Source organism: Haemophilus sp. SZY H8, from assembly GCF_018829755.1.
GTDB classification, from domain to species: Bacteria; Pseudomonadota; Gammaproteobacteria; order Enterobacterales; family Pasteurellaceae; genus Haemophilus; species Haemophilus haemolyticus_K.
Genome location: NZ_JAHKJY010000003.1, coordinates 185,105 through 203,676 on the forward strand (window position 1 = coordinate 185,105; position 18,572 = coordinate 203,676).

The 18,572-nt window shown below is 39.4% G+C and carries 19 protein-coding genes and 1 pseudogene; 2 read left to right on the top strand and 18 right to left on the bottom strand.

What is annotated here, in order from left to right; translation table 11 throughout:
• Nucleotides 1-39: 39 nt before the first annotated feature.
• The 5 genes from rfaC to KKW16_RS06320 form a co-directional block, all read right to left on the bottom strand.
• Entirely contained in the window at nucleotides 40-996 is a 957-nt protein-coding gene (gene rfaC, locus KKW16_RS06300; protein ID WP_215768068.1) for a lipopolysaccharide heptosyltransferase RfaC, read from the bottom strand.
• Nucleotides 993-1,898, bottom strand: coding sequence for a DMT family transporter (locus KKW16_RS06305; protein ID WP_215768069.1), 906 nt, complete (start codon nucleotides 1,896-1,898; stop codon nucleotides 993-995). The genes rfaC and KKW16_RS06305 overlap by 4 nt, the downstream gene beginning before the upstream one ends.
• Entirely contained in the window at nucleotides 1,895-2,935 is a 1,041-nt protein-coding gene (waaF, locus tag KKW16_RS06310) for a lipopolysaccharide heptosyltransferase II (protein WP_215768070.1), read from the bottom strand. The genes KKW16_RS06305 and waaF overlap by 4 nt, the downstream gene beginning before the upstream one ends.
• Before the next feature lie 85 nt (nucleotides 2,936-3,020).
• A complete protein-coding gene (gene rfaD / locus KKW16_RS06315; RefSeq protein WP_005636304.1) occupies nucleotides 3,021-3,947 on the bottom strand; it encodes an ADP-glyceromanno-heptose 6-epimerase in 927 nt (308 codons plus the stop codon).
• Nucleotides 3,948-3,999: 52 nt separating this feature from the next.
• Nucleotides 4,000-4,503, bottom strand: a complete 504-nt coding sequence (locus KKW16_RS06320; RefSeq protein ID WP_048953418.1) for a protein disulfide oxidoreductase — start codon at nucleotides 4,501-4,503, stop codon at nucleotides 4,000-4,002.
• 110 nt (nucleotides 4,504-4,613) lie between these two features.
• Here KKW16_RS06320 and deoC point away from each other — a divergent pair, with 110 nt between their 5' ends.
• Nucleotides 4,614-5,285, top strand: coding sequence for a deoxyribose-phosphate aldolase (deoC, locus tag KKW16_RS06325; protein WP_215768071.1), 672 nt, complete (start codon nucleotides 4,614-4,616; stop codon nucleotides 5,283-5,285).
• A 33-nt stretch (nucleotides 5,286-5,318) separates the two neighbouring features.
• Here deoC and KKW16_RS06330 read toward each other — a convergent pair whose 3' ends face one another.
• The 3 genes from KKW16_RS06330 to gpt form a co-directional block, all read right to left on the bottom strand.
• Nucleotides 5,319-6,848, bottom strand: a complete 1,530-nt coding sequence (locus tag KKW16_RS06330; protein WP_048953411.1) for a YifB family Mg chelatase-like AAA ATPase — start codon at nucleotides 6,846-6,848, stop codon at nucleotides 5,319-5,321.
• Nucleotides 6,849-6,962: 114 nt separating this feature from the next.
• Nucleotides 6,963-7,580 carry a ribosome biogenesis GTP-binding protein YihA/YsxC gene (yihA, locus tag KKW16_RS06335; RefSeq protein ID WP_005632793.1) on the bottom strand — a complete coding sequence of 206 codons (618 nt, stop codon included), beginning with the start codon at nucleotides 7,578-7,580 and terminating at the stop codon, nucleotides 6,963-6,965.
• 140 nt (nucleotides 7,581-7,720) lie between these two features.
• Nucleotides 7,721-8,188 carry a xanthine phosphoribosyltransferase gene (gene gpt, locus KKW16_RS06340; protein ID WP_048953410.1) on the bottom strand — a complete coding sequence of 156 codons (468 nt, stop codon included), beginning with the start codon at nucleotides 8,186-8,188 and terminating at the stop codon, nucleotides 7,721-7,723.
• A 106-nt stretch (nucleotides 8,189-8,294) separates the two neighbouring features.
• Here gpt and pepD point away from each other — a divergent pair, with 106 nt between their 5' ends.
• A complete protein-coding gene (gene pepD / locus KKW16_RS06345; RefSeq protein WP_048953408.1) occupies nucleotides 8,295-9,752 on the top strand; it encodes a beta-Ala-His dipeptidase in 1,458 nt (485 codons plus the stop codon).
• A gap of 75 nt (nucleotides 9,753-9,827) precedes the next feature.
• On the opposite strand, the gene gnd is transcribed toward pepD, so the two are convergent.
• The 10 genes and pseudogenes from gnd to KKW16_RS06395 all read right to left on the bottom strand — a co-directional run bounded on the left by gnd (nucleotide 9,828) and on the right by KKW16_RS06395 (nucleotide 18,572).
• Nucleotides 9,828-11,282 (bottom strand): decarboxylating NADP(+)-dependent phosphogluconate dehydrogenase, encoded by a 1,455-nt coding sequence (gene gnd, locus KKW16_RS06350; protein WP_215768072.1) that lies wholly within the window; start codon nucleotides 11,280-11,282, stop codon nucleotides 9,828-9,830.
• An 82-nt stretch (nucleotides 11,283-11,364) separates the two neighbouring features.
• Entirely contained in the window at nucleotides 11,365-11,796 is a 432-nt protein-coding gene (locus KKW16_RS06355; protein ID WP_111407771.1) for a toxin-antitoxin system YwqK family antitoxin, read from the bottom strand.
• Between the two features lie 157 nt (nucleotides 11,797-11,953).
• Nucleotides 11,954-12,112: pseudogene (locus KKW16_RS06360) on the bottom strand (GNAT family N-acetyltransferase); the annotation flags it as partial.
• A 16-nt stretch (nucleotides 12,113-12,128) separates the two neighbouring features.
• The gene (locus tag KKW16_RS06365) at nucleotides 12,129-12,461 is read right to left on the bottom strand and encodes an avidin-fold protein (RefSeq protein WP_009499570.1); all 333 of its coding nucleotides are present in this window, start codon (nucleotides 12,459-12,461) and stop codon (nucleotides 12,129-12,131) included.
• A gap of 65 nt (nucleotides 12,462-12,526) precedes the next feature.
• On the bottom strand, nucleotides 12,527-12,919 hold the full coding sequence (locus tag KKW16_RS06370) for a GNAT family N-acetyltransferase (RefSeq protein WP_048953403.1): 393 nt from the start codon (nucleotides 12,917-12,919) through the stop codon (nucleotides 12,527-12,529).
• Between the two features lie 33 nt (nucleotides 12,920-12,952).
• Nucleotides 12,953-13,651, bottom strand: a complete 699-nt coding sequence (gene pgl, locus KKW16_RS06375; RefSeq protein ID WP_048953402.1) for a 6-phosphogluconolactonase — start codon at nucleotides 13,649-13,651, stop codon at nucleotides 12,953-12,955.
• A gap of 88 nt (nucleotides 13,652-13,739) precedes the next feature.
• Nucleotides 13,740-15,224, bottom strand: a complete 1,485-nt coding sequence (gene zwf, locus KKW16_RS06380; RefSeq protein WP_215768073.1) for a glucose-6-phosphate dehydrogenase — start codon at nucleotides 15,222-15,224, stop codon at nucleotides 13,740-13,742.
• Between the two features lie 75 nt (nucleotides 15,225-15,299).
• On the bottom strand, nucleotides 15,300-16,109 hold the full coding sequence (cysQ, locus tag KKW16_RS06385) for a 3'(2'),5'-bisphosphate nucleotidase CysQ (RefSeq protein ID WP_215768074.1): 810 nt from the start codon (nucleotides 16,107-16,109) through the stop codon (nucleotides 15,300-15,302).
• Between the two features lie 4 nt (nucleotides 16,110-16,113).
• The gene (locus KKW16_RS06390; RefSeq protein WP_065265532.1) at nucleotides 16,114-16,530 is read right to left on the bottom strand and encodes an HI_0559 family membrane protein; all 417 of its coding nucleotides are present in this window, start codon (nucleotides 16,528-16,530) and stop codon (nucleotides 16,114-16,116) included.
• A 53-nt stretch (nucleotides 16,531-16,583) separates the two neighbouring features.
• Entirely contained in the window at nucleotides 16,584-18,572 is a 1,989-nt protein-coding gene (locus KKW16_RS06395) for an OPT family oligopeptide transporter (protein ID WP_065265531.1), read from the bottom strand.

The following is an 18,572-nucleotide window of genomic DNA, read 5'->3' on the forward strand; positions in this document are numbered from 1 at the left end:
ATATAAAAGATGAAAATGCTCGCCAAGTGCGAGCATTTTTTATGAAATAAACGGAAGCAATTGTGATAACACTTGTTCGGCTGAAATCTCTTTCATTGAATTAGCCGATAAGTAATGCTGATTTTTACCATAACAGCCAATCAATTTAGGATCTGTTGCGCCATAAAGCGTAATACTGGGCTTATCCAAGGCGGCAGTTAAATGCGCCAAACCTGTATCCACCGACACGGCAGCTTTTGTATTTGCAAGCTGTTTTGCAAGCTCCGTTAAAGTTAACTTAGGCAACACGATCACATTAGAATGAACTTGAGCCAAACGCTCTGCTCGCGCTTTTTCTAGTTCATTTCCCCAAGGTAGGCGAATTTCGTAATCAGAAAGTGCGGTAATTTTTTCAATCAATTTTTGCCATTCTGATTCTTCCCAATGCTTATCTGCCCGAGTTGTAGAATGAATGAATACCACATAGTTTTGTTCTGAAGTTTGATGAAGAAAATGGCGAGCAATACCATAATCGCCCTGAACTTGAGGTAATTCATAACCTAAACTCTGGGCAAAAAGCTGACGAATTCGTTCCACCGCATGCTGTTGATAAGAAATGGCATATTTTTTATCGTAGAAAAAAGATGCTAACGGCTCTCGGATACTTTGACGATCATAGCCATGTTTCACACCTTGAGCAAAACGAGTTGCAAATAATGCACTTTTAATGAGCCCTTGCGCATCAATTACCGCATCATAGTTTTCAGACTGCAACAAAGTGCGGTAATTTTTCCACTCATTTCTTGTTTGAATGGAAAAAGGCGATTTTCGCCAACGTCTTAAAGCAATTGGAATAATTTGATTCACTGCAGAATGCCAACGTGGGATTTCTGCAAAATTCTCTTCCACCACCCAATCAATAGAGAGATTAGGAATAGCACGCTGTGCATCAGTCAATGCCGGCAAAGTATGAATCACATCCCCCATAGAGGAAGTTTTAATCACACATACTTTCATCTAATTAACCTTCTTCCCCAGTGCATAATCCCAAGCCCAGATACGGCTAAAATGCCCCCAATAATTAAGGAGGAATCCACTTGTTCATTCAACCAAATGGCTGAAAATAAAATACCTAAAATCGGCACAAGAATAATGTAAGCCGAGGCATTGCCTGCCCCTAAGTGTTTCACACCATCAAAATACCATGCATAAGCCAATACCGTTGCACCAAATGCAAGACCAAGTAAACTAAACCATTGCGATCCATTTAATTGAAATACGGTTGCCCAATCTTCCGCACTTTCCGTCCATAATGTTGCCAACGTCAGCATGAAAAAACCAAAAGTAGAAGAAATCGTGGTAGCGGTGAGAGAATCAATTCCGATTAATACTTTACGAGCCAATAAAGTATAAGCAACCCAGCAAACTAAAGCGCAAAGCAATAACATTTGACCAAATCCAAAATTTTGTAAGAGGTTAGTTGGATTCCCTTTTGTCATAGCTAATAAAGAACCGCTAATGGCAATAATCATCCCTAATACAACCCAGCGATTCCATTTTTCTTTAAATAATAAAATAGCAAAAAACATCGTAAAGACAGGATTAGAGGCAACGACCATCGTTCCTTGCCCTGCTGGAACATATTTCAAACCCCAAATAAAGAAAGTCGAATAACCAAAGATCCCAAGCAAAGCCGTTAACAATAACCCCACCCATTGATTAGGTCGCAGTTGTTTAGCATATTTGAAACGATTCGCCGCATATAGCCAAATAATGAGTGGAATAATGGCGAAAAAAAAGCGCACGCTTGAAGCAACAAATGTCGGCATAGCTTGAGCAACCACTCGTCCCCAAGGCCAAGAGGCGCCCCATAAAATTACCATTCCAATTAATTGTAAATGTATGCGTAGAGGGTTCATTTTGCTAATAATGCCTCTAATTTTTCTAATGCCATTTCTGGTGTAATATCAATCAAACTTTGATGATATCCGCCCTCTTTATCGCCTTTACGGACTTTAATCAATCCACCTTCAATTAAACGAATAATCGTTGCTTTATCCGAAAGTGGCGGCGTATATTGCGGACTCGTTGGGCCATAAAGTGCAATCAATGGACGATTTACTGCAGCCGCAATATGCATTAAACCACTGTCATTGCTCACTACTGCCGTACAGTTGGCAATTAAATCCACCGCTTCATTTAAATTGGTTTTTCCTGCTAAATTAACACAAAACTCACGTAATTCTTCTGGCAGAGCTTGACGAATTTCTTCGCCCACAGGCTCATCTTTAGCAGAGCCAAATAATTCCACCGCATAGCCTTGGGTAATTAACATTTCTGCTAATTTTGCATAATGATAATGTGGCCAACGTTTTGCTGGGCCAAATTCTGCGCCAGGACAAAAACCAATAATTGGACGCTCACCTAAAAGTGCGGTTTGTTTTTCAAATTTTTTTAAGGTTTCAGTTTGTTGCGCTGACTCAACCGTCAAATAGGGTTTTAAGACAGGAATATCATCAGCTCTTGGTACAACATCTTTTTCAAAAGCCAATGCAACATAACGCTGCACCATCATTGGATAATCTTTTTTATTGGCTCGTAAATCATTCAATAAAATATAACGGCTTTCCCCCTTCCAACCACGACGATGAGCAATTTTTGAGAAGAAAGGAACAAATGCAGATTTCAATGAATTAGGTAAAATAATCGCCATATCATATTGTTCACGCAAAGACTTTCCTAAACGATAACGCGTTCCCAATTCAAAGGCTCCGTGCCCTAATGGCATTTCAATCGCCTTACGCACCTCTGGCATGCGTGCAAGCAAAGGCTTACACCAATTCGGTGCCATCACATCAATATTGCAGTTTGGATATTGAATTTTCAGTTGCTGGTACAAACTGTGCGACATCATCATATCGCCAACCCAAGAGGGGCCAATAATTAGAATATTCATTTTCTGTCTTTCAGATAAAAGTGCGGTCAAAAATATCAAGATTTTTAACCGCACTTTGTTGATTGGAAGTAGGCAAACCTACGGTTTATTTTCTATTCAACCATGCCATATATTCAGCCACGCCTTCCGCGACTGTTTTGAATGGCTTATCGTAGCCTGTTGAACGAAGTTTAGTTAAATCAGCTTGAGTATATTCTTGATAACGAGATTTCAAATGCTCTGGGAATGGAATAGTTTCAATCTCACCTTTACCGTGGAATTTCACTACCGCATCAGCCACCGCACGGAAACTTTCTGCATTTCCTGTTCCAAGATTGTAAATACCCGAAATACCATTTTGCCAACACCAAATATTCACTGCAGCCACATCACCCACATAAACAAAATCACGGCGGAAGTGTTCGCTGCCTGCAAATAATTTTGGATTTTCGCCTTTTAAGATTTGGTTATTCAAGTGGAATGCTACGCTAGCCATAGAACCTTTATGATTTTCACGCGGCCCGTAAACATTGAAATAACGGAAACCACATACTGGCGATTTTGCTTCTGGCAAAATGTTGCGTACATATTGGTCGAATAAGAATTTAGAATAGCCATAAACATTTAACGGACCTTCAAATTCACGTTCTTCACGGAATACCTTGGTGTCTCCATAAGTTGCTGCACTTGAGGCATAAAAGAAAGGAATTTCGCGATCAAGGCAATAATGCAACAACTCTTTAGAATATTCGTAGTTGTTGTGCATAATGTATTTGCCATCCCATTCCGTAGTCGCAGAACATGCCCCCTCGTGGAATACTGCATCAATATCGCCAAATTCGTCGCCCGCAATAATAGAAGCAATGAAATCTTCTTTATCGCAATAATCTGCAATATCTAAATCAACTAAATTGGCAAATTTTGTGCCATCTTTTAAGTTATCTACCACTAAAATATCTTTGCGCCCTAAATCATTTAATGCTTTGACAATATTGCTGCCAATAAAACCTGCGCCACCTGTTACGATAATCATAATTCTGTCCTCTTTAAAATAAGTCTGCGTATTGTAATAGATTTTCTACCGCTTAGCCAAAAAACTCTGCGAAAAACAACCGCACTTTTAATCCCCAATAACTCGTGAGGCCGGTCGTAACAAGATCCATTTTGCCTTTACTCAACAGCACAATTGTGGGCGTTACATTAATTTGCCATCGTTCTGCAAATTCCCCTTTAGGATCGTTAACCGTAGTGAAGTGGTAGTCATTTTTACTTAAATAATCATTTACGTCCGCCTCATTACCTGAACGTAACGCCACCGATACAACTTGATAGCCTTCTTTCGCTAAAGAATTAATTGCTGGCGAAGTATAGCGACAATAACCACACCAAGTTCCCCAAAAATAAAGCAGCGTCGCTTTATTTTGATCAAGACTTTCAAGAGAGAACGTATTCCCTTGAAGATCTTGTAACGTGATTTTATTTATTTCCTCTGGTACCACAGGGCGACGAACAAAATCCAGTATGCTACTCATCACAATAAAAGTTAAAAAGAGGGATAATCCATTCTTAAGTAGTTTTTTAATCTTCATTTTCTTTATTCCTTATCGCATTGAGATGATTGTAATCAAGCATAAAACCACAGTCAAAAATAAGGGATTTTTGCTACAATAGGTAAAACATAAATAAAAGGAGGAAAATAATGACACCGAATCAACTTGCTCAATATATCGATCACACCGCACTGACCGCAGAAAAAAATGAACAAGATATTTTGACACTCTGTCATGAAGCGATTGAACACGGATTTTATTCTGTATGTATCAATTCTGGTTATATTCCACTCGCTAAAGAAAAACTTACAGGATCAAATGTAAAAATTTGCACCGTAGTTGGCTTCCCTTTAGGTGCCAATTTAACCTCTGTCAAAGCATTTGAAACGCAAGAATCTATTAAAGCGGGCGCAAATGAAATTGATATGGTAATTAATGTAGGTTGGATAAAATCGCAAAAATGGGATGCTGTAAAACAAGATATTCAAGCGGTATTTGATGCTTGTGATGGCACGCCATTAAAAGTGATTTTAGAAACTTGTTTGCTCACTAAAAATGAAATAGTGAAAACCTGTGAAATTTGTAAAGAAATCGGTGTGGCTTTTGTTAAAACATCAACAGGCTTCAATAAAGGTGGGACGACCGTAGAAGATGTTGCATTGATGAAACAAACAGTCGGCAATATTGGTGTTAAAGCATCAGGTGGTGTGCGTGATACTGAAACTGCACTTGCAATGATTAAAGCGGGTGCGACTCGCATTGGTGCAAGCGCTGGCATTGCAATTATTAGCGGAACGCAAGATACCCAAAGCACTTACTAATCCTTTCACGCGTGGTATCCTCACCACGCGTTTTTACATATTCGATAATTTCTGTAGCAAACGATCCATAGCTCGATATCCCAAAGCTTCCGCTAAGTGCGGTTGAGAAATTTGTTGTTCTCCTTGTAGATCGGCAATGGTTCGAGAAACTTTCAGAATACGATGGTAAGCCCGAACAGAAAGCCCTAGTTTATTCAGCGCATTTTCAAGGAAAAAGGCATCTTTATCACTTAACTTGCAATCACGTTCAATCTCTTTACTGTTCAAATAAGCGTTAATTTTCCCCGATCTTTCCATTTGAATCTCACGCACTTTTAACACTTTTTCTCGTACTTGTGCGCTGGTTTCGCCACGATCGCCGGTATTTTGTAAGCTGCCTTGTGGCAATAAAGGCACTTCAATAGACAAATCAAAACGATCTAAAAATGGCCCTGAAAGTCGATTTAAATAACGCATAATTTGCTGGGGTGAAGTGCGGTTATGTGTTCCGGTATAATGGCCTGTGGGACTTGGATTCATCGCTGCCACCAATTGAAAACGAGCTGGAAATTGGATTTTGGCATTAGCACGAGAAATAATAATCTCACCACTTTCCAAAGGCTGACGTAGTGCATCTAACACCTTTCGCTCAAATTCTGGAAGTTCATCAAGAAAAAGCACACCATTTGTTGCTAAGGATATTTCACCAGGTTTTGGGATCGTCCCGCCTCCAACTAAAGCAGGCATTGATGCACTATGGTGCGGTGAGCGAAAAGGACGTTGTTTCCAATTATGAAAATTTAGCTCATTTTGAACTAAACTCGTTACAGATGCCGTTTCTATCGCTTCTAAATCAGTCATTTCAGGTAAAAGCCCTGTCAATCGGCTAGCTAACATGGTTTTCCCTGTGCCAGGAGGACCAAGAAAGAGCAAGTTATGCTGACCAGCGGCGGCAATGGTCAATGCTCGTTTGGCATGCTGTTGACCAATAATATCCGTTAAATCTAATGTATTTTTACCCGAAAAATTTACCGCACTTTCTTTCACAATTTCAGTGGCAAGGGGTAATTTTTCCTGACCGTTGAGAAATTGCACCACATCTAAAAGCGTTTGCGCAAAATAAGTATTTTGATCAGAAACAAGCGAGGCTTCATTGGCATTTTGTTTCGCGATAATTAACTCTCGCTTTGACTTTTGCGCAGCAAGAATAGCAGGAATCACACCATGCACACCACGCAATTGGCCCGTAAGCGCAAGCTCAGCCACAAATTCAAATTGCTTTAAGCGACTCGCATCAAGCTGCTCCGATGCGGCTAAAATTCCAATGGCAATAGGCAAATCAAATCGACCACCTTCTTTCGGCAAATCCGCAGGGGCGAGATTCACAGTGATACGCTTGGCTGGATATTTAAATTGTGCATTCATTAACGCACTACGCACCCGATCTTGTGCCTCTTTCACCGTCTTTTCGGGCAAACCAACAAGCGTAAATCCTGGTTTTCCGTTGCTTAAATGCACCTCAATGGTGACAAGCGGTGCTTGCACACCCATAGAAGCACGGCTGTAAACAATAGCAAGGGACATGATAATCCTTAAAGTGCGGTAAAAATGAAAATAGTTTTTGCACTATAAAAAAAGCACATAATGAAATCATTCATCATGTGCTTTTCTTGCGATCTAGATCGCAAAATTTACATTTTATTCCGCAAAAAGTGGCGAAAACCAAAAATCTAATTTCGCTGCAAGTTTATCAATACCAATTTTATTTTGTGCAGAAAAGGCTTCTACTTGAATATCACCTTGGAATGGAAGAATCGCTTCGCGCACCATTTTCACTTGTTTACTACGTGCACTTTGACTCAATTTATCGGCTTTAGTAAGCAATAAAAGTACTGGTAAATCTGCTGAAACCGCCCATTCAATCATTTGTTGATCAAGGTCCTTAAGCGGATGGCGAATATCCATCAGCACAACCAATCCCGCCAAACATTCGCGTTTTTGCAAATATTCACCTAATGATTTTTGCCATTGGATTTTCATTTGCTCTGGTACAGCTGCGTAGCCATAGCCTGGTAAATCCACCAATTTACAATTTGGTTCCACTTCAAATAAGTTAATGAGTTGTGTGCGCCCTGGTGTTTTTGAGGTACGGGCCAAATTTTTTTGATTGGTTAATGCATTAAGTGCGGTCGATTTTCCCGCATTTGAACGACCCGCAAACGCAATTTCAATGCCCGTATCTTCAGGAATAGAACGAATATTCGGCGCACTCGTTAAAAAGTGAGTTTTATGGTAATTAAGTTTAATTTCAGACATAAGGATTCCTTTTAAAATTGCGCTTAGAATAGCATAAATAATCCTGTTTCCGAAATGACACGGATTAACTCAAAAGGTAAATTAAGAGATAAAAAAATGCGAAATCAAAGAGATTTCGCATTCAAGTCTAAAGAATAAACTTATTTTCTTGCAAGAGGCGGTACAAACATTAATCCTAAATCCCAAGGCTGTTCAATCCAAGTATTTTGAGGAATATCAATCACATAATCATCAACTAGTTCTGCCCCTGCTGGTTTTGCAAATACTGTCACAAATTTTGCATTTGGATACATTTCACGGATTGCACGTGCCGTATTACCTGTATCAACTAGATCATCAACTATGATGAAACCTTCCCCGCCATTTGGTACCTGTGCAGCGTGAAGAACCTGCAATTCACCTTGATTATTGTGGTCATGATAACTTGCAATACAAACGGTTTCTACGTGGCGAATGCTTAACTCGCGAGCTAATACAGCAGCAGGGAATAAACCACCGCGACTCACAGCAATAATACCTTTCCATTGGGATGCTGGAAGTAAACGCTCTGATAATTTACGAGCATGCATTTGGAACATATCCCAAGTCACCACATATTTTTCACTCATTTTAATACCCTAAATTTTGTCAATAAATAAAAATTGCGTAAGGATAACCTGAAATAGCATTTTATGCTATTATTTCCTCAAACTTTTTCGATAAAAAGGAGAAACTATGTCTGAAATTACAACGCTTCAACCCGAATTGCTATGGAAATGGTTCGATCAAATTTGTGCAATACCACATCCATCTCATCATGAAGATACACTTGCAAACTTTATTGTTAACTGGGCAAAAGAAAAACATTTTTTTGCAGAACGTGACGAGGCGGGTAATGTTTTAATTCGCAAACCTGCAACAGTAGGTATGGAAAATCGCACACCTGTTGTATTGCAAGCCCACTTGGATATGGTACCTCAGGCTAATGAAGGTAATCCCCATGATTTCACTAAAGATCCGATTCGTCCTTATATTGATGGCGATTGGGTAAAAGCACAAGGGACAACGCTTGGTTCCGATAATGGTATTGGTTTAGCATCTACATTAGCCGTTCTTGAAAGCGATAACATCGCACATCCACCACTTGAAGTCCTTCTTACCATGACAGAAGAAACAGGAATGGACGGTGCATTACACCTCCGTCGTAATTGGCTACAATCGGACATTCTTATCAATACTGACACTGAAGAAGTCGGAGAAATTTATATCGGTTGTGCCGGAGGGATTAATGCCAATTTATCAATACCAATTCAATGGGAAAACAACACTTTTGAACAATCAATTCAACTCACATTGAAAGGTTTGCGTGGTGGACATTCAGGTTGCGATATTCATACTGGACGAGCTAATGCAATCAAAGTTATGGCTCGCGTATTAGCGAAACTTTCACAAAACACTTCTCCTTTCCAGCTTGCAGAAATTCGTGGTGGTTCAATTCGAAACGCTATTCCTAGAGAAGCTGTTGCGATTCTAGTTTTCAATGGCGAACCTCATGCTTTTGAAAGTGAGGTAGAAAAACTAAACATTTTATTAAAAGAAGAATTATTCATTGCTGAACCTAACCTTAAGCTTTTCTTAGAATCAGCGGAAAAACCACAATCTATCTTTACCTTAGAATCAACAGAAAAAGTCATTCATTTATTAAACGCGTTACCTAACGGCGTCATTCGTAATAGCGATGTAATCAAAAATGTTGTCGAAAGTTCACTCAGCATTGGGGTATTAAAAACCGAAGATCACAGTGTGAAGGGGACTATTTTAGTACGTTCATTAATTGAAAGCGGTAAAGATTATGTAACAGAATTATTAACCTCTGTTGCCAACCTTGCGGGTGCGAAAACTGAATTTTCAGCACCATATCCAGGTTGGAAACCAGTCAATGATTCCTCCATATTAAATCTTACCCAAAAACATTATGCTGCAGTGTTAGGAAAACAACCTGATATTAAAGTCATTCATGCGGGTTTGGAATGTGGATTACTCAAAGAGCATTATCCTAATATCGAAATGATTTCTCTAGGACCAACTATCCGTAATGCGCATTCACCAGATGAGAAAGTACAGATTTCTACTGTCGCAACATACTGGAATGTATTAGTAAATGTATTAGCTGATATACCAGTTAAAGCTTAATAAATAATAAAAAAGAGATAAAAAAATACCGCACTTTAATATCTCAAAGTGCGGTAATTTTTATCGATATTTTAACTACACATCATAAGTGGTAGAGGCTGTATTCCCACCTCGACCTGTCCAGTTGGTGTGGAAGAATTCACCACGTGGTTTATCAGTACGCTCGTAAGTGTGTGCACCGAAATAGTCACGTTGTGCTTGCAATAAGTTTGCCGGTAAACGGGCTGAAGTATAGCCATCTAAGAAGGTAATCGCAGAGGCCATACAAGGCATTGGGATACCCACTTCGATCGATTTTGCCACCACTTTACGCCAGTCGCTTAATGCGTTTTCTAAAATGCCTTTGAAGTAGCTATCTGAACCTAAGAAGATTAAATCTGGATTTGCTTCATATGCATCCCGAATGTTGCCTAAGAAACGGCTACGGATAATACAACCTTCACGCCATAATAATGCGGTTGCACCGTAGTTGATGTTCCAGCCAAATTGTTCAGAGGCTTCACGAATCAGCATAAAGCCTTGTGCGTAAGAAATAATTTTAGACGCTAATAAGGCTTTGCGTACTGCTTCAATCCACACTTTTTTATCACCTTCAACCAGTTGAATTGTTTTGCCGAATAATTGGTTAGCGGCAACACGTTGATCTTTAAATGAAGATACGCAACGAGCAAAGACAGATTCAGTGATTAAGGTTAATGGAATACCGAAATCTAATGCATTGATACCCGTCCATTTACCAGTCCCTTTTTGGCCAGCTGTATCTAAGATTTTTTCAACTAATGGTTCACCATCAGCATCTTTATAACCAAGAATATCGGTGGTGATATCGATTAAATAGCTATCAAGTTCAGTTTTTTTCCATTCTGCGAAGATAGCTTGCATTTCTTCATAGCTTAAGCCTAAACCTTCTTTTAAGAATTGGTAAGCTTCACAGATTAATTGCATATCGCCATATTCGATACCATTGTGAACCATTTTCACAAAGTGGCCAGCACCTTCACCGCCAACCCAGTCACAGCAAGGCTCACCTTGTTCGGTTTTAGCTGAGATTGCTTGGAAGATTGGTTTGACATATGGCCATGCTTCTTGGTTACCACCCGGCATGATAGAGGGGCCATGACGCGCACCTTCTTCACCACCAGAAACCCCCGAACCGATAAAGCGGATGCCTTTTTCAGCTAATGTTTTTACACGACGGTTGGTATCAGGATAGTTTGAGTTACCCCCATCAATGATGATATCGCCTTCTTCTAAATGTGGCAGTAATGCCTCAATGAATTGGTCCACCACATCACCCGCGCGCACCATTAACATCACTTTGCGTGGTTTTTCTAATTTAGCGGCCAAATCTTCCAAAGAATAAGCACCGATAATGTTCGTGCCTTTTGCCGCACCTTGTAAAAATTCATCCACTTTGGATGTGGTTCGGTTATACGCCACCACTTTAAACCCGTGGTCGTTCATATTTAAAATGAGGTTCTGCCCCATAACGGCTAAGCCGATAACACCGATGTCGCCTTTTACTGACATTGTTTTCTCCTGTTGTAGGGTACAAGTTGTTGTACCGATTTGAATATGTTGGTGCAATAAGTTGCACTCTACAAAATAAATTCTATTCTTTAATATCTTTAATCAAAGAACCTTTTTCATCATAGACTTGAAATCGAATTAGATGTCCATTTTTATAAAAAATTTTTGTTCTTAACTTACCTTCTTGCGTATAACCTTCAGACCATCCTTGAGCTAGTCCTTTTACCAATGGTGTATGAGAGTGCAATTTCCCATTAGGGTGATAAACATCAAAATATTTATCTACATACCCATTTTTTACAACTGTTTTAAAAGTTCGACCATTACTTGCAGTTCCTGTAAATTCACCATCTTTTATATTAGCAGGAACTTGTTTTTTAGAGATCGTTCTCATACTTTCAGGAATATCACTAATCTGATTAATTTCAGGCTGTGAAGAAGTAGTCTTGTTATTATCTGTCACACATGCGGTCAATATGAGAGATGCAAATAATGTTACTAATATTTTTTTCATATTTTTACCCTAAAAAATAAATGTTATTAAATTAAAAACCCTATGATAGCGCGTGTCTCCTGACGCGTGCCTTTATCTACAAGCATACGTTATGAAACGTGCGCTATCAGTAATCCATCTTCTTTCTACGCAAAAGTGCAGCCACCTTTCCAAGTATTTACCTCTTCGTCCACGCACTCATATGTTGAGTAAATCCAATATATGGATAATAATCCACTGCTTGTGGAGCAGATAAAAGCACGATTTTGGCTTGTGGATGTAAGGCTTGCTTAGTGTATTCAATTAACTGCAAGATGATACCTTGTTTCAGATATTCTATAGCAAAACTTCTTTTAAATTTCTCTAATCAAAGAGCTACCTTGCTCTAACGTGTCTAGCCACTGCCATTTTTCATAGCCGATGAGTTTACTCTTTTCTAAAGAAAATGTGGTACAACAACGCCCCAAACGGTTTTCTAGAGATTGATTTAAATGTTGATACGTAAATTCAATTTGAATATCGTCAATCCATTTCCCAATTAAGAAGCCTTTTAAAATTTCACCGCCACCATATTCGGCCCAAATCATTTTACCTTGTTGATGGTAATGAAATTCTGTTTGGCTACTCACTTCACCATTTGCGGTGTTTTCAACAGCAACAAATTTTTTATTATCTAAATTCAACATTAAGTCACTCCGCATCTGATGTATCTATATTTTAATCTTACTTTAATCCATACAATGCTAATAAATTAACTCTTCGTCCATGCACTCATATGCTGCGTAAATCCAATATGTGGATAATAATCCACGGCTTGTGGAGCCGATAAAAGCACAATTTTGGCTTGTGGATGTAGGGCTTGCTTAGTGTGTTCAATCAATTGCAAACCGATACCTTGCTTTTGATATTGTTCATCAACCGCTAAGTCAGATAAATAACAGCAATAGGCAAAATCCGTCACGGAACGTGCTAAACCCACTAATCGTTCACCATCCCAAGCGGTCACTAATAAATCCGCATGGTGTAACATTGCTGCGACACGTTTTTCATCCTCTAACGGACGGCGTGCCCCGAGCGTTGTTTTATTTAGCAATTCAATAAATTGTTTAACTGAAATCGGTTCATTCACTTTGTAGTCTATCATTTTGCAAGCCTGTGATATTGGATACTCAACTTGTTATAGCAATTTCGCTGCCACTTTATCCAAATACCATTCCGTTACACCATTTTTTGCTTTAATTTTTGCTGCAGGGTAAAGTAGATTATCGGCTGGAGTCGTTTGGATTTCTTTTAAAATATCTGCTTTGCTTTCACCTGTGACTAAATAGGTAATGCGTTTGGCTTGTTCAATAAGTTTAGCTGTTTTAGAAATGCGAATTTGACCACTTTCAGGGTGCTTAGCAATGACAGCTAGGTTTTTATCATCAAAATTGGTTTGATGTGGGAAAAGAGAAGCGGTATGACCATCAGTTCCCATACCTAAAATGATCCAATCAAAAACACCGTTTGGAATGACCGCACTTAATTCTTCTTCGAAACGTTTGAGCTCAAAGTGCGGTTCATTTTCACCGCGAATTCGGTGAATATTTTCTGCTGGAACTTGAATATGATCGAATAAGAGTTTTTGCACTTCGCCATAGTTGCTTTCAGGATCGGATGGTGGAACCATGCGATCATCACCCCACCAAAAATGCAGATTTTTCCAGTTAATTTGTTCCGCATAAGGCGTTTTGGATAAGGTTTTAAATAACAACTTAGGTGTTGAACCACCGGAAAGGGAAATATGTACGGGATGATTTAATTGGCTATAAATCACAAATTCTTGGGCAATTTTATCGACTGCGTGTTGAGCCGTTGGGAAGCTGATATAGTTCATTGATTTTCCGTAAGGTGGGCTTTAGCCCATAATTTATTATGTTAGATATTAAGAGTGGTGGGCTAAAGCCCACCCTACATTAGATTAATTAAACTTTTTTCTTCATTAAGCCTGTCGGTTTACGCCAAACCTTACCTTGTTTTGCGATTAATTTATCGGCTGCCACAGGGCCCCAAGTGCCAGCTTCATATTCATGAATACGACCACCATTAGCTTTGTAATCTAAAATCGGTTGCACAAATTTCCACGCGGCATGCACAGCATCAGTACGAGCAAATAATGTTGCATCGCCTTTCATCGCATCTAACAATAAGCGTTCATAAGCAGTTAATACTTGTGCGCCTGCTAAATCTGCATAACGGAAATCCATTGATACTTCTTTCGCTTCAAAGCCTGCACCTGGTTTTTTCAAACCAAAACGCATTGAAATCGCTTCATCAGGTTGAATACGAATAATCAATTTATTCTCTGGTGCATTTTGGCTGAATACAGGATGTGGCGTAGTTTTAAAATGGATCACAATTTCCGTCACCCTTGCTGGTAAGCGTTTACCTGTACGGACATAGAATGGCACACCAGCCCAACGCCAGTTTTCAATTTCACAACGTAATGCGATGTAGGTTTCAGTGCGAGAATCTGCCGGTACGCCTTTTTCTTCTAAATAGCCATTTTCCATTTTGCCGTTAATTTCAGCCGCAGTGTATTGACCTAAAACAAGGTTATGCTCCATATCTTCTACAGTTAATGGACGCAAACTATGCATCACTTTTGCTACTTCATCACGCATTGAATTCGCATTAATAATCGCTGGTGGCTCCATTGCCACCATCGCTAATACTTGCAATAAATGGTTTTGGAACATATCTCGCATTGCACCAGAACCATCATAATAGCCACCGCGCTCTTCCACGCCAATAGATTCTGCACCCGTAATTTCTACATAATCAATGAAATTTCGGTTCCAAAGCGGTTCAAACCAACCATTTGAGAAACGTAATACGAGCAAGTTCTGAACGGTTTCTTTACCTAAATAATGGTCGATACGATAAATTTGGTGTTCTTCAAAGAAATGGTGGATTTGTACGTCTAACGCTTGCGCTGTTTTTTCATCGTAACCAAAAGGTTTTTCAACAATAATACGTTTCCAGCCATATTCTTCCGTATTCAAACCATGTGCAGCCAAACACTCAGGGATCACGCCATAAAGACTTGGCGGAGTGGACATATAGTAAAGGGTGTTACCACAGGTTTTATATTTATCATGAAGATCATCTAAACGTGGAACAAGTTTGCCATAATCTTGAGCATCCGAAGTATTCACTACTTGGTAATAAAGATGGGAGCAGAAAGCATCTAAGGTTTCAGGTGTTGTTTCTTCATTATGGATTAACGCCTCACGCATTTTTTCGCGGAAAGTTTCATCATTCAAGTCAGAACGTGCAACACCTAGAACGGAAAAGTTTTCACTCAAACGCCCAATTTTATAGAGATTATAAAGAGCTGGAATGAGTTTACGGTGAGTTAAGTCACCAGACGCGCCAAAAATGACGATACAGTTATTATCAGTTTGCATAATTATTCCTTATAAGATTCCGAGTAATATCGGAAAATAATGCCGTATTCTAGAGAAAAAAACCAATCGAACCAATCAATTAAATTGAAAGATAGAACGCCAATCGAGCGATTGATCGCCCACCATGACAAAATGCGGATTAATCAAGGTTTCACGTTGGTTATAGGTTAAAGGCTCAAAATGAGAGTCAAAAATGGCACCGTGAGTTTCACCCAGTAGGACTTCAGCGCCAGCGGTATCCCATTCACCAGTTTGTCCTAAACGAACATAACAATCTACTGCACCTTCAGCCACTAAACCGCTTTTTAAGCTACTTGAACCCACCACAACAAATTCACTAGGAAAATCCTTCGGTAAAATCGACCTCACTTTTTCTTGTGAAGTGGTTGCACCTACCGCAATTCGTAAAGGGCGGTCAAAATTAATCGTGGTTTTAGTGAGTTTTTTTACCTGATCCACTTGTTTTTTAAATGCTCCAAAATCACGCATTGCATAATAAGTCGTCGATAAAATTGGTGCATGAATAACGCTTAATACTGGCTTATTTTTACGAACTAAGGTTATCAACACAGAAAATTGATCGGTACGATTAATAAATTGTTGTGTGCCATCAAGAGGATCGATCAACCAATATTCTTTCCAATTTTTACGTTCTTCAAAGGAAATATGACAATTTTCTTCCGAAAGAACAGAGACATTAGGAAAAAGTGCGGTCAATTTTTCTGTTAAAAATTGGCTCACAAAAAGATCCGCTTCCGTCACAGGCGTGTTGTCTTCTTTCAATTCAACATGAACCTGTTTTTGATAAAACTGTTGCAAATGCTTACCCGCTTGATAAGCAATCAGCAATACTTGGTTAAGTAAATGTTCGTTTAACGTGAGCATAAAATTATTCTCTTATTTTTGGCAGCAACCACGGCATCACAAATAGAGCATAAAACACCATTCCGCATGTGCTTATTAGCCCGAGGGATAATCCCCCTTCGGTTAACCAGCCCCAAAAGGAAGTTTCTTGTTCACCGAGCAATAGTAAATAAAAATAAGATGCCATATTGCAGTAAACAAATGAAATGATAGAGGAAACTAATACAATCGAAGCAATGTTATAACGTGTGTAACGGAATTTTACAGCTAAAAGTGCGGTTAAAAATGCGGGAATGGTGGCAAGAAGAAATGCTGTGAGAGCATAGCTAGAAAAAGGAACGATAACGCCACTTGAATCATCATCGAACCAAATCAAAAGTGCGGTGACGATTACTTGTAAAATTAGAGGAAAAAAAATAAGTGTTTTTAAATAAGATTTCATAATAAAAAAATAGGCTATCCCAAAGGTAGCCTATTCTAAAATAAATTTAAGGATTAATCAGATTTTTTCGCACGTAATACGCGAGATGCAAAAATCACAATGCCCACGATAAATACGATTAAACCTAACCACTCGCCAATAGTATCCCAGTTTTCAAGATTTAAGGATAATGGCGCTTCAGAACCACCGGTAGTAACAGAAGCCGCAATAATGAATGCTAAAATCACCCCCATTAAGCTTTCACCTACGATTAAACCTGCAGAAAAAAGGGTACCGAAACGTTCTGCTTTAGCTGACACTTCTTTGTTACCAAGTTTTGCAATATGGCGAGTCATGATCCACGCTAAGAATGCACCAACAATCACAGGCATATTAATTGATGGTGGTAAGTAAATACCAATCCCCACGGCAATAACTGGCAAGCCAAAGACTTTGTTGCTGACTTTTTTCAAGAATGCATCAATCGTAATTAACACAGCCCCCAAAACCACACCAGTTAAGATATAAGTCCATTCCAATTTATTGGTAAAAATACCTTGAGAAATAGTGGTCATTAATGTTGCTTGTGGTGCAGATAGAGCCTGTGAAGGATCCATATCTGGACGTGGCAACGCACCGCTGAAACCATACGCGTGATATAAGATTTCTAATACTGGTGCGATAACAAGCGCACCGACAAAGCAACCGATAATTAATGCTACCTGTTGACGCCAAGGTGTCGCATCCACCAATAAACCCGTTTTTAAATCTTGCAAGTTATCATTAGAAATTGTTGCGGTGGTTAATACAATTGACGCAGTAAAGAGTGTAAGTGCGGTTAAAAATTTCTGACCATCTACGGTTTCAAATAAGCCAGATGCATTACCGATTGACACCAATACCAATGAAATCACGATAACAGAAATAATCCCGATACCAGAAATTGGGCTTGAAGATGAACCCACTAAACCTGCCATATAACCAGAAGCTGCAGCTACAAAGAAGCCGATAAATACAGCTAAGAAAGTACAAACTACCACTAATAAAATGGAAAGCTCCGGTGAAATCGGTGCAGCCGCGATAAAGTGGTGTAATGAAATAACAATTAACACAACAGTCGCGATTAAGATGTAAATCATTGTTTTTGGAGAAAGGTCGATATCTACGCGATGCTCAGATTCAGCCTGTCCACCTTTCAACATACGGAAAGAATGTACCATCCCTTCAATCATTGGTTTCATTAAAATCAGTAATGTCCAAATCGCTGCGATACCAATTGTACCCACACCAATAAAGCGTACTTTCGTTTTCCAAACCACCATAGCAGCATCAATTAAGCTTGCGTCAGCCGCGATATCACCTGACATCGTGAAATATGGCACAGCCACACCCCAAGTCAAAATAACACCGATTAACATCGCAATACCGCCTACGATACCAATTAAATAACCCGCACCAAGCAAGGCAAGTGAAAAGCCCATTGGTAATTGGAAAGCCGCTTTACCAGTTTGAATCCAAGCGCTTGCACCATCAGCCATCACGCGTAAACCGTTGGTTAAAAATGCAACTAATCCCGCTAAAACACCACCGTAAGCAATATCTTTCACGCCGCTATCGCCATCTTCATGATTACCCGCTTTTAAGATTTCAGCAGCCGCTACCCCTTCAGGATAAGGTAAATCACTGTTTACCACCATCGCACGGCGTAATGGAATGGTGAATAACACGCCCAATGTACCACCAGCAGCACAAATCAGCATAGTTTGCCAGAATGGGAAGTCTTGCCAGTAACCCATCATTAATAAGCCTGGTAAGACGAAGATCACAGAAGAAAGTGTCCCCGCTGAAGATGCTTGTGTTTGCACCATGTTATTTTCAAGAATACTAGAATCTTTGAAAAATTTGAGTACAGCCATAGAAATGACGGCCGCCGGAATAGATGACGCGAATGTCATCCCTACTTTTAGACCGAGATACACATTAGATGCAGTGAAAATCACTGTAATCAATGCGCCGAGGATGATCCCTCGAAAGGTCAATTCTTTTAAGTTTTCGTTATGCAT

What these genes read in the sequence shown, in the direction of transcription:
- pgl (WP_048953402.1), bottom strand. Translation starts at nt 13,651, where the DNA reads ATGAACTATATCAGCTTCCCAACGGCTCAACACGCAGTCGATAAAATT.
- zwf (WP_215768073.1), bottom strand. Translation starts at nt 15,224, where the DNA reads ATGCAAACTGATAATAACTGTATCGTCATTTTTGGCGCGTCTGGTGAC.
- KKW16_RS06370 (WP_048953403.1), bottom strand. Translation starts at nt 12,919, where the DNA reads ATGATAGACTACAAAGTGAATGAACCGATTTCAGTTAAACAATTTATT.
- deoC (WP_215768071.1), top strand. Translation starts at nt 4,614, where the DNA reads ATGACACCGAATCAACTTGCTCAATATATCGATCACACCGCACTGACC.
- gpt (WP_048953410.1), bottom strand. Translation starts at nt 8,188, where the DNA reads ATGAGTGAAAAATATGTGGTGACTTGGGATATGTTCCAAATGCATGCT.
- KKW16_RS06365 (WP_009499570.1), bottom strand. Translation starts at nt 12,461, where the DNA reads ATGTTGAATTTAGATAATAAAAAATTTGTTGCTGTTGAAAACACCGCA.
- rfaD (WP_005636304.1), bottom strand. Translation starts at nt 3,947, where the DNA reads ATGATTATCGTAACAGGTGGCGCAGGTTTTATTGGCAGCAATATTGTC.
- KKW16_RS06305 (WP_215768069.1), bottom strand. Translation starts at nt 1,898, where the DNA reads ATGAACCCTCTACGCATACATTTACAATTAATTGGAATGGTAATTTTA.
- KKW16_RS06395 (WP_065265531.1), bottom strand. Translation starts at nt 18,572, where the DNA reads ATGCATAACGAAAACTTAAAAGAATTGACCTTTCGAGGGATCATCCTC.
- yihA (WP_005632793.1), bottom strand. Translation starts at nt 7,580, where the DNA reads ATGTCTGAAATTAAACTTAATTACCATAAAACTCACTTTTTAACGAGT.
- KKW16_RS06330 (WP_048953411.1), bottom strand. Translation starts at nt 6,848, where the DNA reads ATGTCCCTTGCTATTGTTTACAGCCGTGCTTCTATGGGTGTGCAAGCA.
- rfaC (WP_215768068.1), bottom strand. Translation starts at nt 996, where the DNA reads ATGAAAGTATGTGTGATTAAAACTTCCTCTATGGGGGATGTGATTCAT.
- KKW16_RS06320 (WP_048953418.1), bottom strand. Translation starts at nt 4,503, where the DNA reads ATGAAGATTAAAAAACTACTTAAGAATGGATTATCCCTCTTTTTAACT.
- gnd (WP_215768072.1), bottom strand. Translation starts at nt 11,282, where the DNA reads ATGTCAGTAAAAGGCGACATCGGTGTTATCGGCTTAGCCGTTATGGGG.
- waaF (WP_215768070.1), bottom strand. Translation starts at nt 2,935, where the DNA reads ATGAATATTCTAATTATTGGCCCCTCTTGGGTTGGCGATATGATGATG.
- KKW16_RS06355 (WP_111407771.1), bottom strand. Translation starts at nt 11,796, where the DNA reads ATGAAAAAAATATTAGTAACATTATTTGCATCTCTCATATTGACCGCA.
- pepD (WP_048953408.1), top strand. Translation starts at nt 8,295, where the DNA reads ATGTCTGAAATTACAACGCTTCAACCCGAATTGCTATGGAAATGGTTC.
- cysQ (WP_215768074.1), bottom strand. Translation starts at nt 16,109, where the DNA reads ATGCTCACGTTAAACGAACATTTACTTAACCAAGTATTGCTGATTGCT.
- KKW16_RS06390 (WP_065265532.1), bottom strand. Translation starts at nt 16,530, where the DNA reads ATGAAATCTTATTTAAAAACACTTATTTTTTTTCCTCTAATTTTACAA.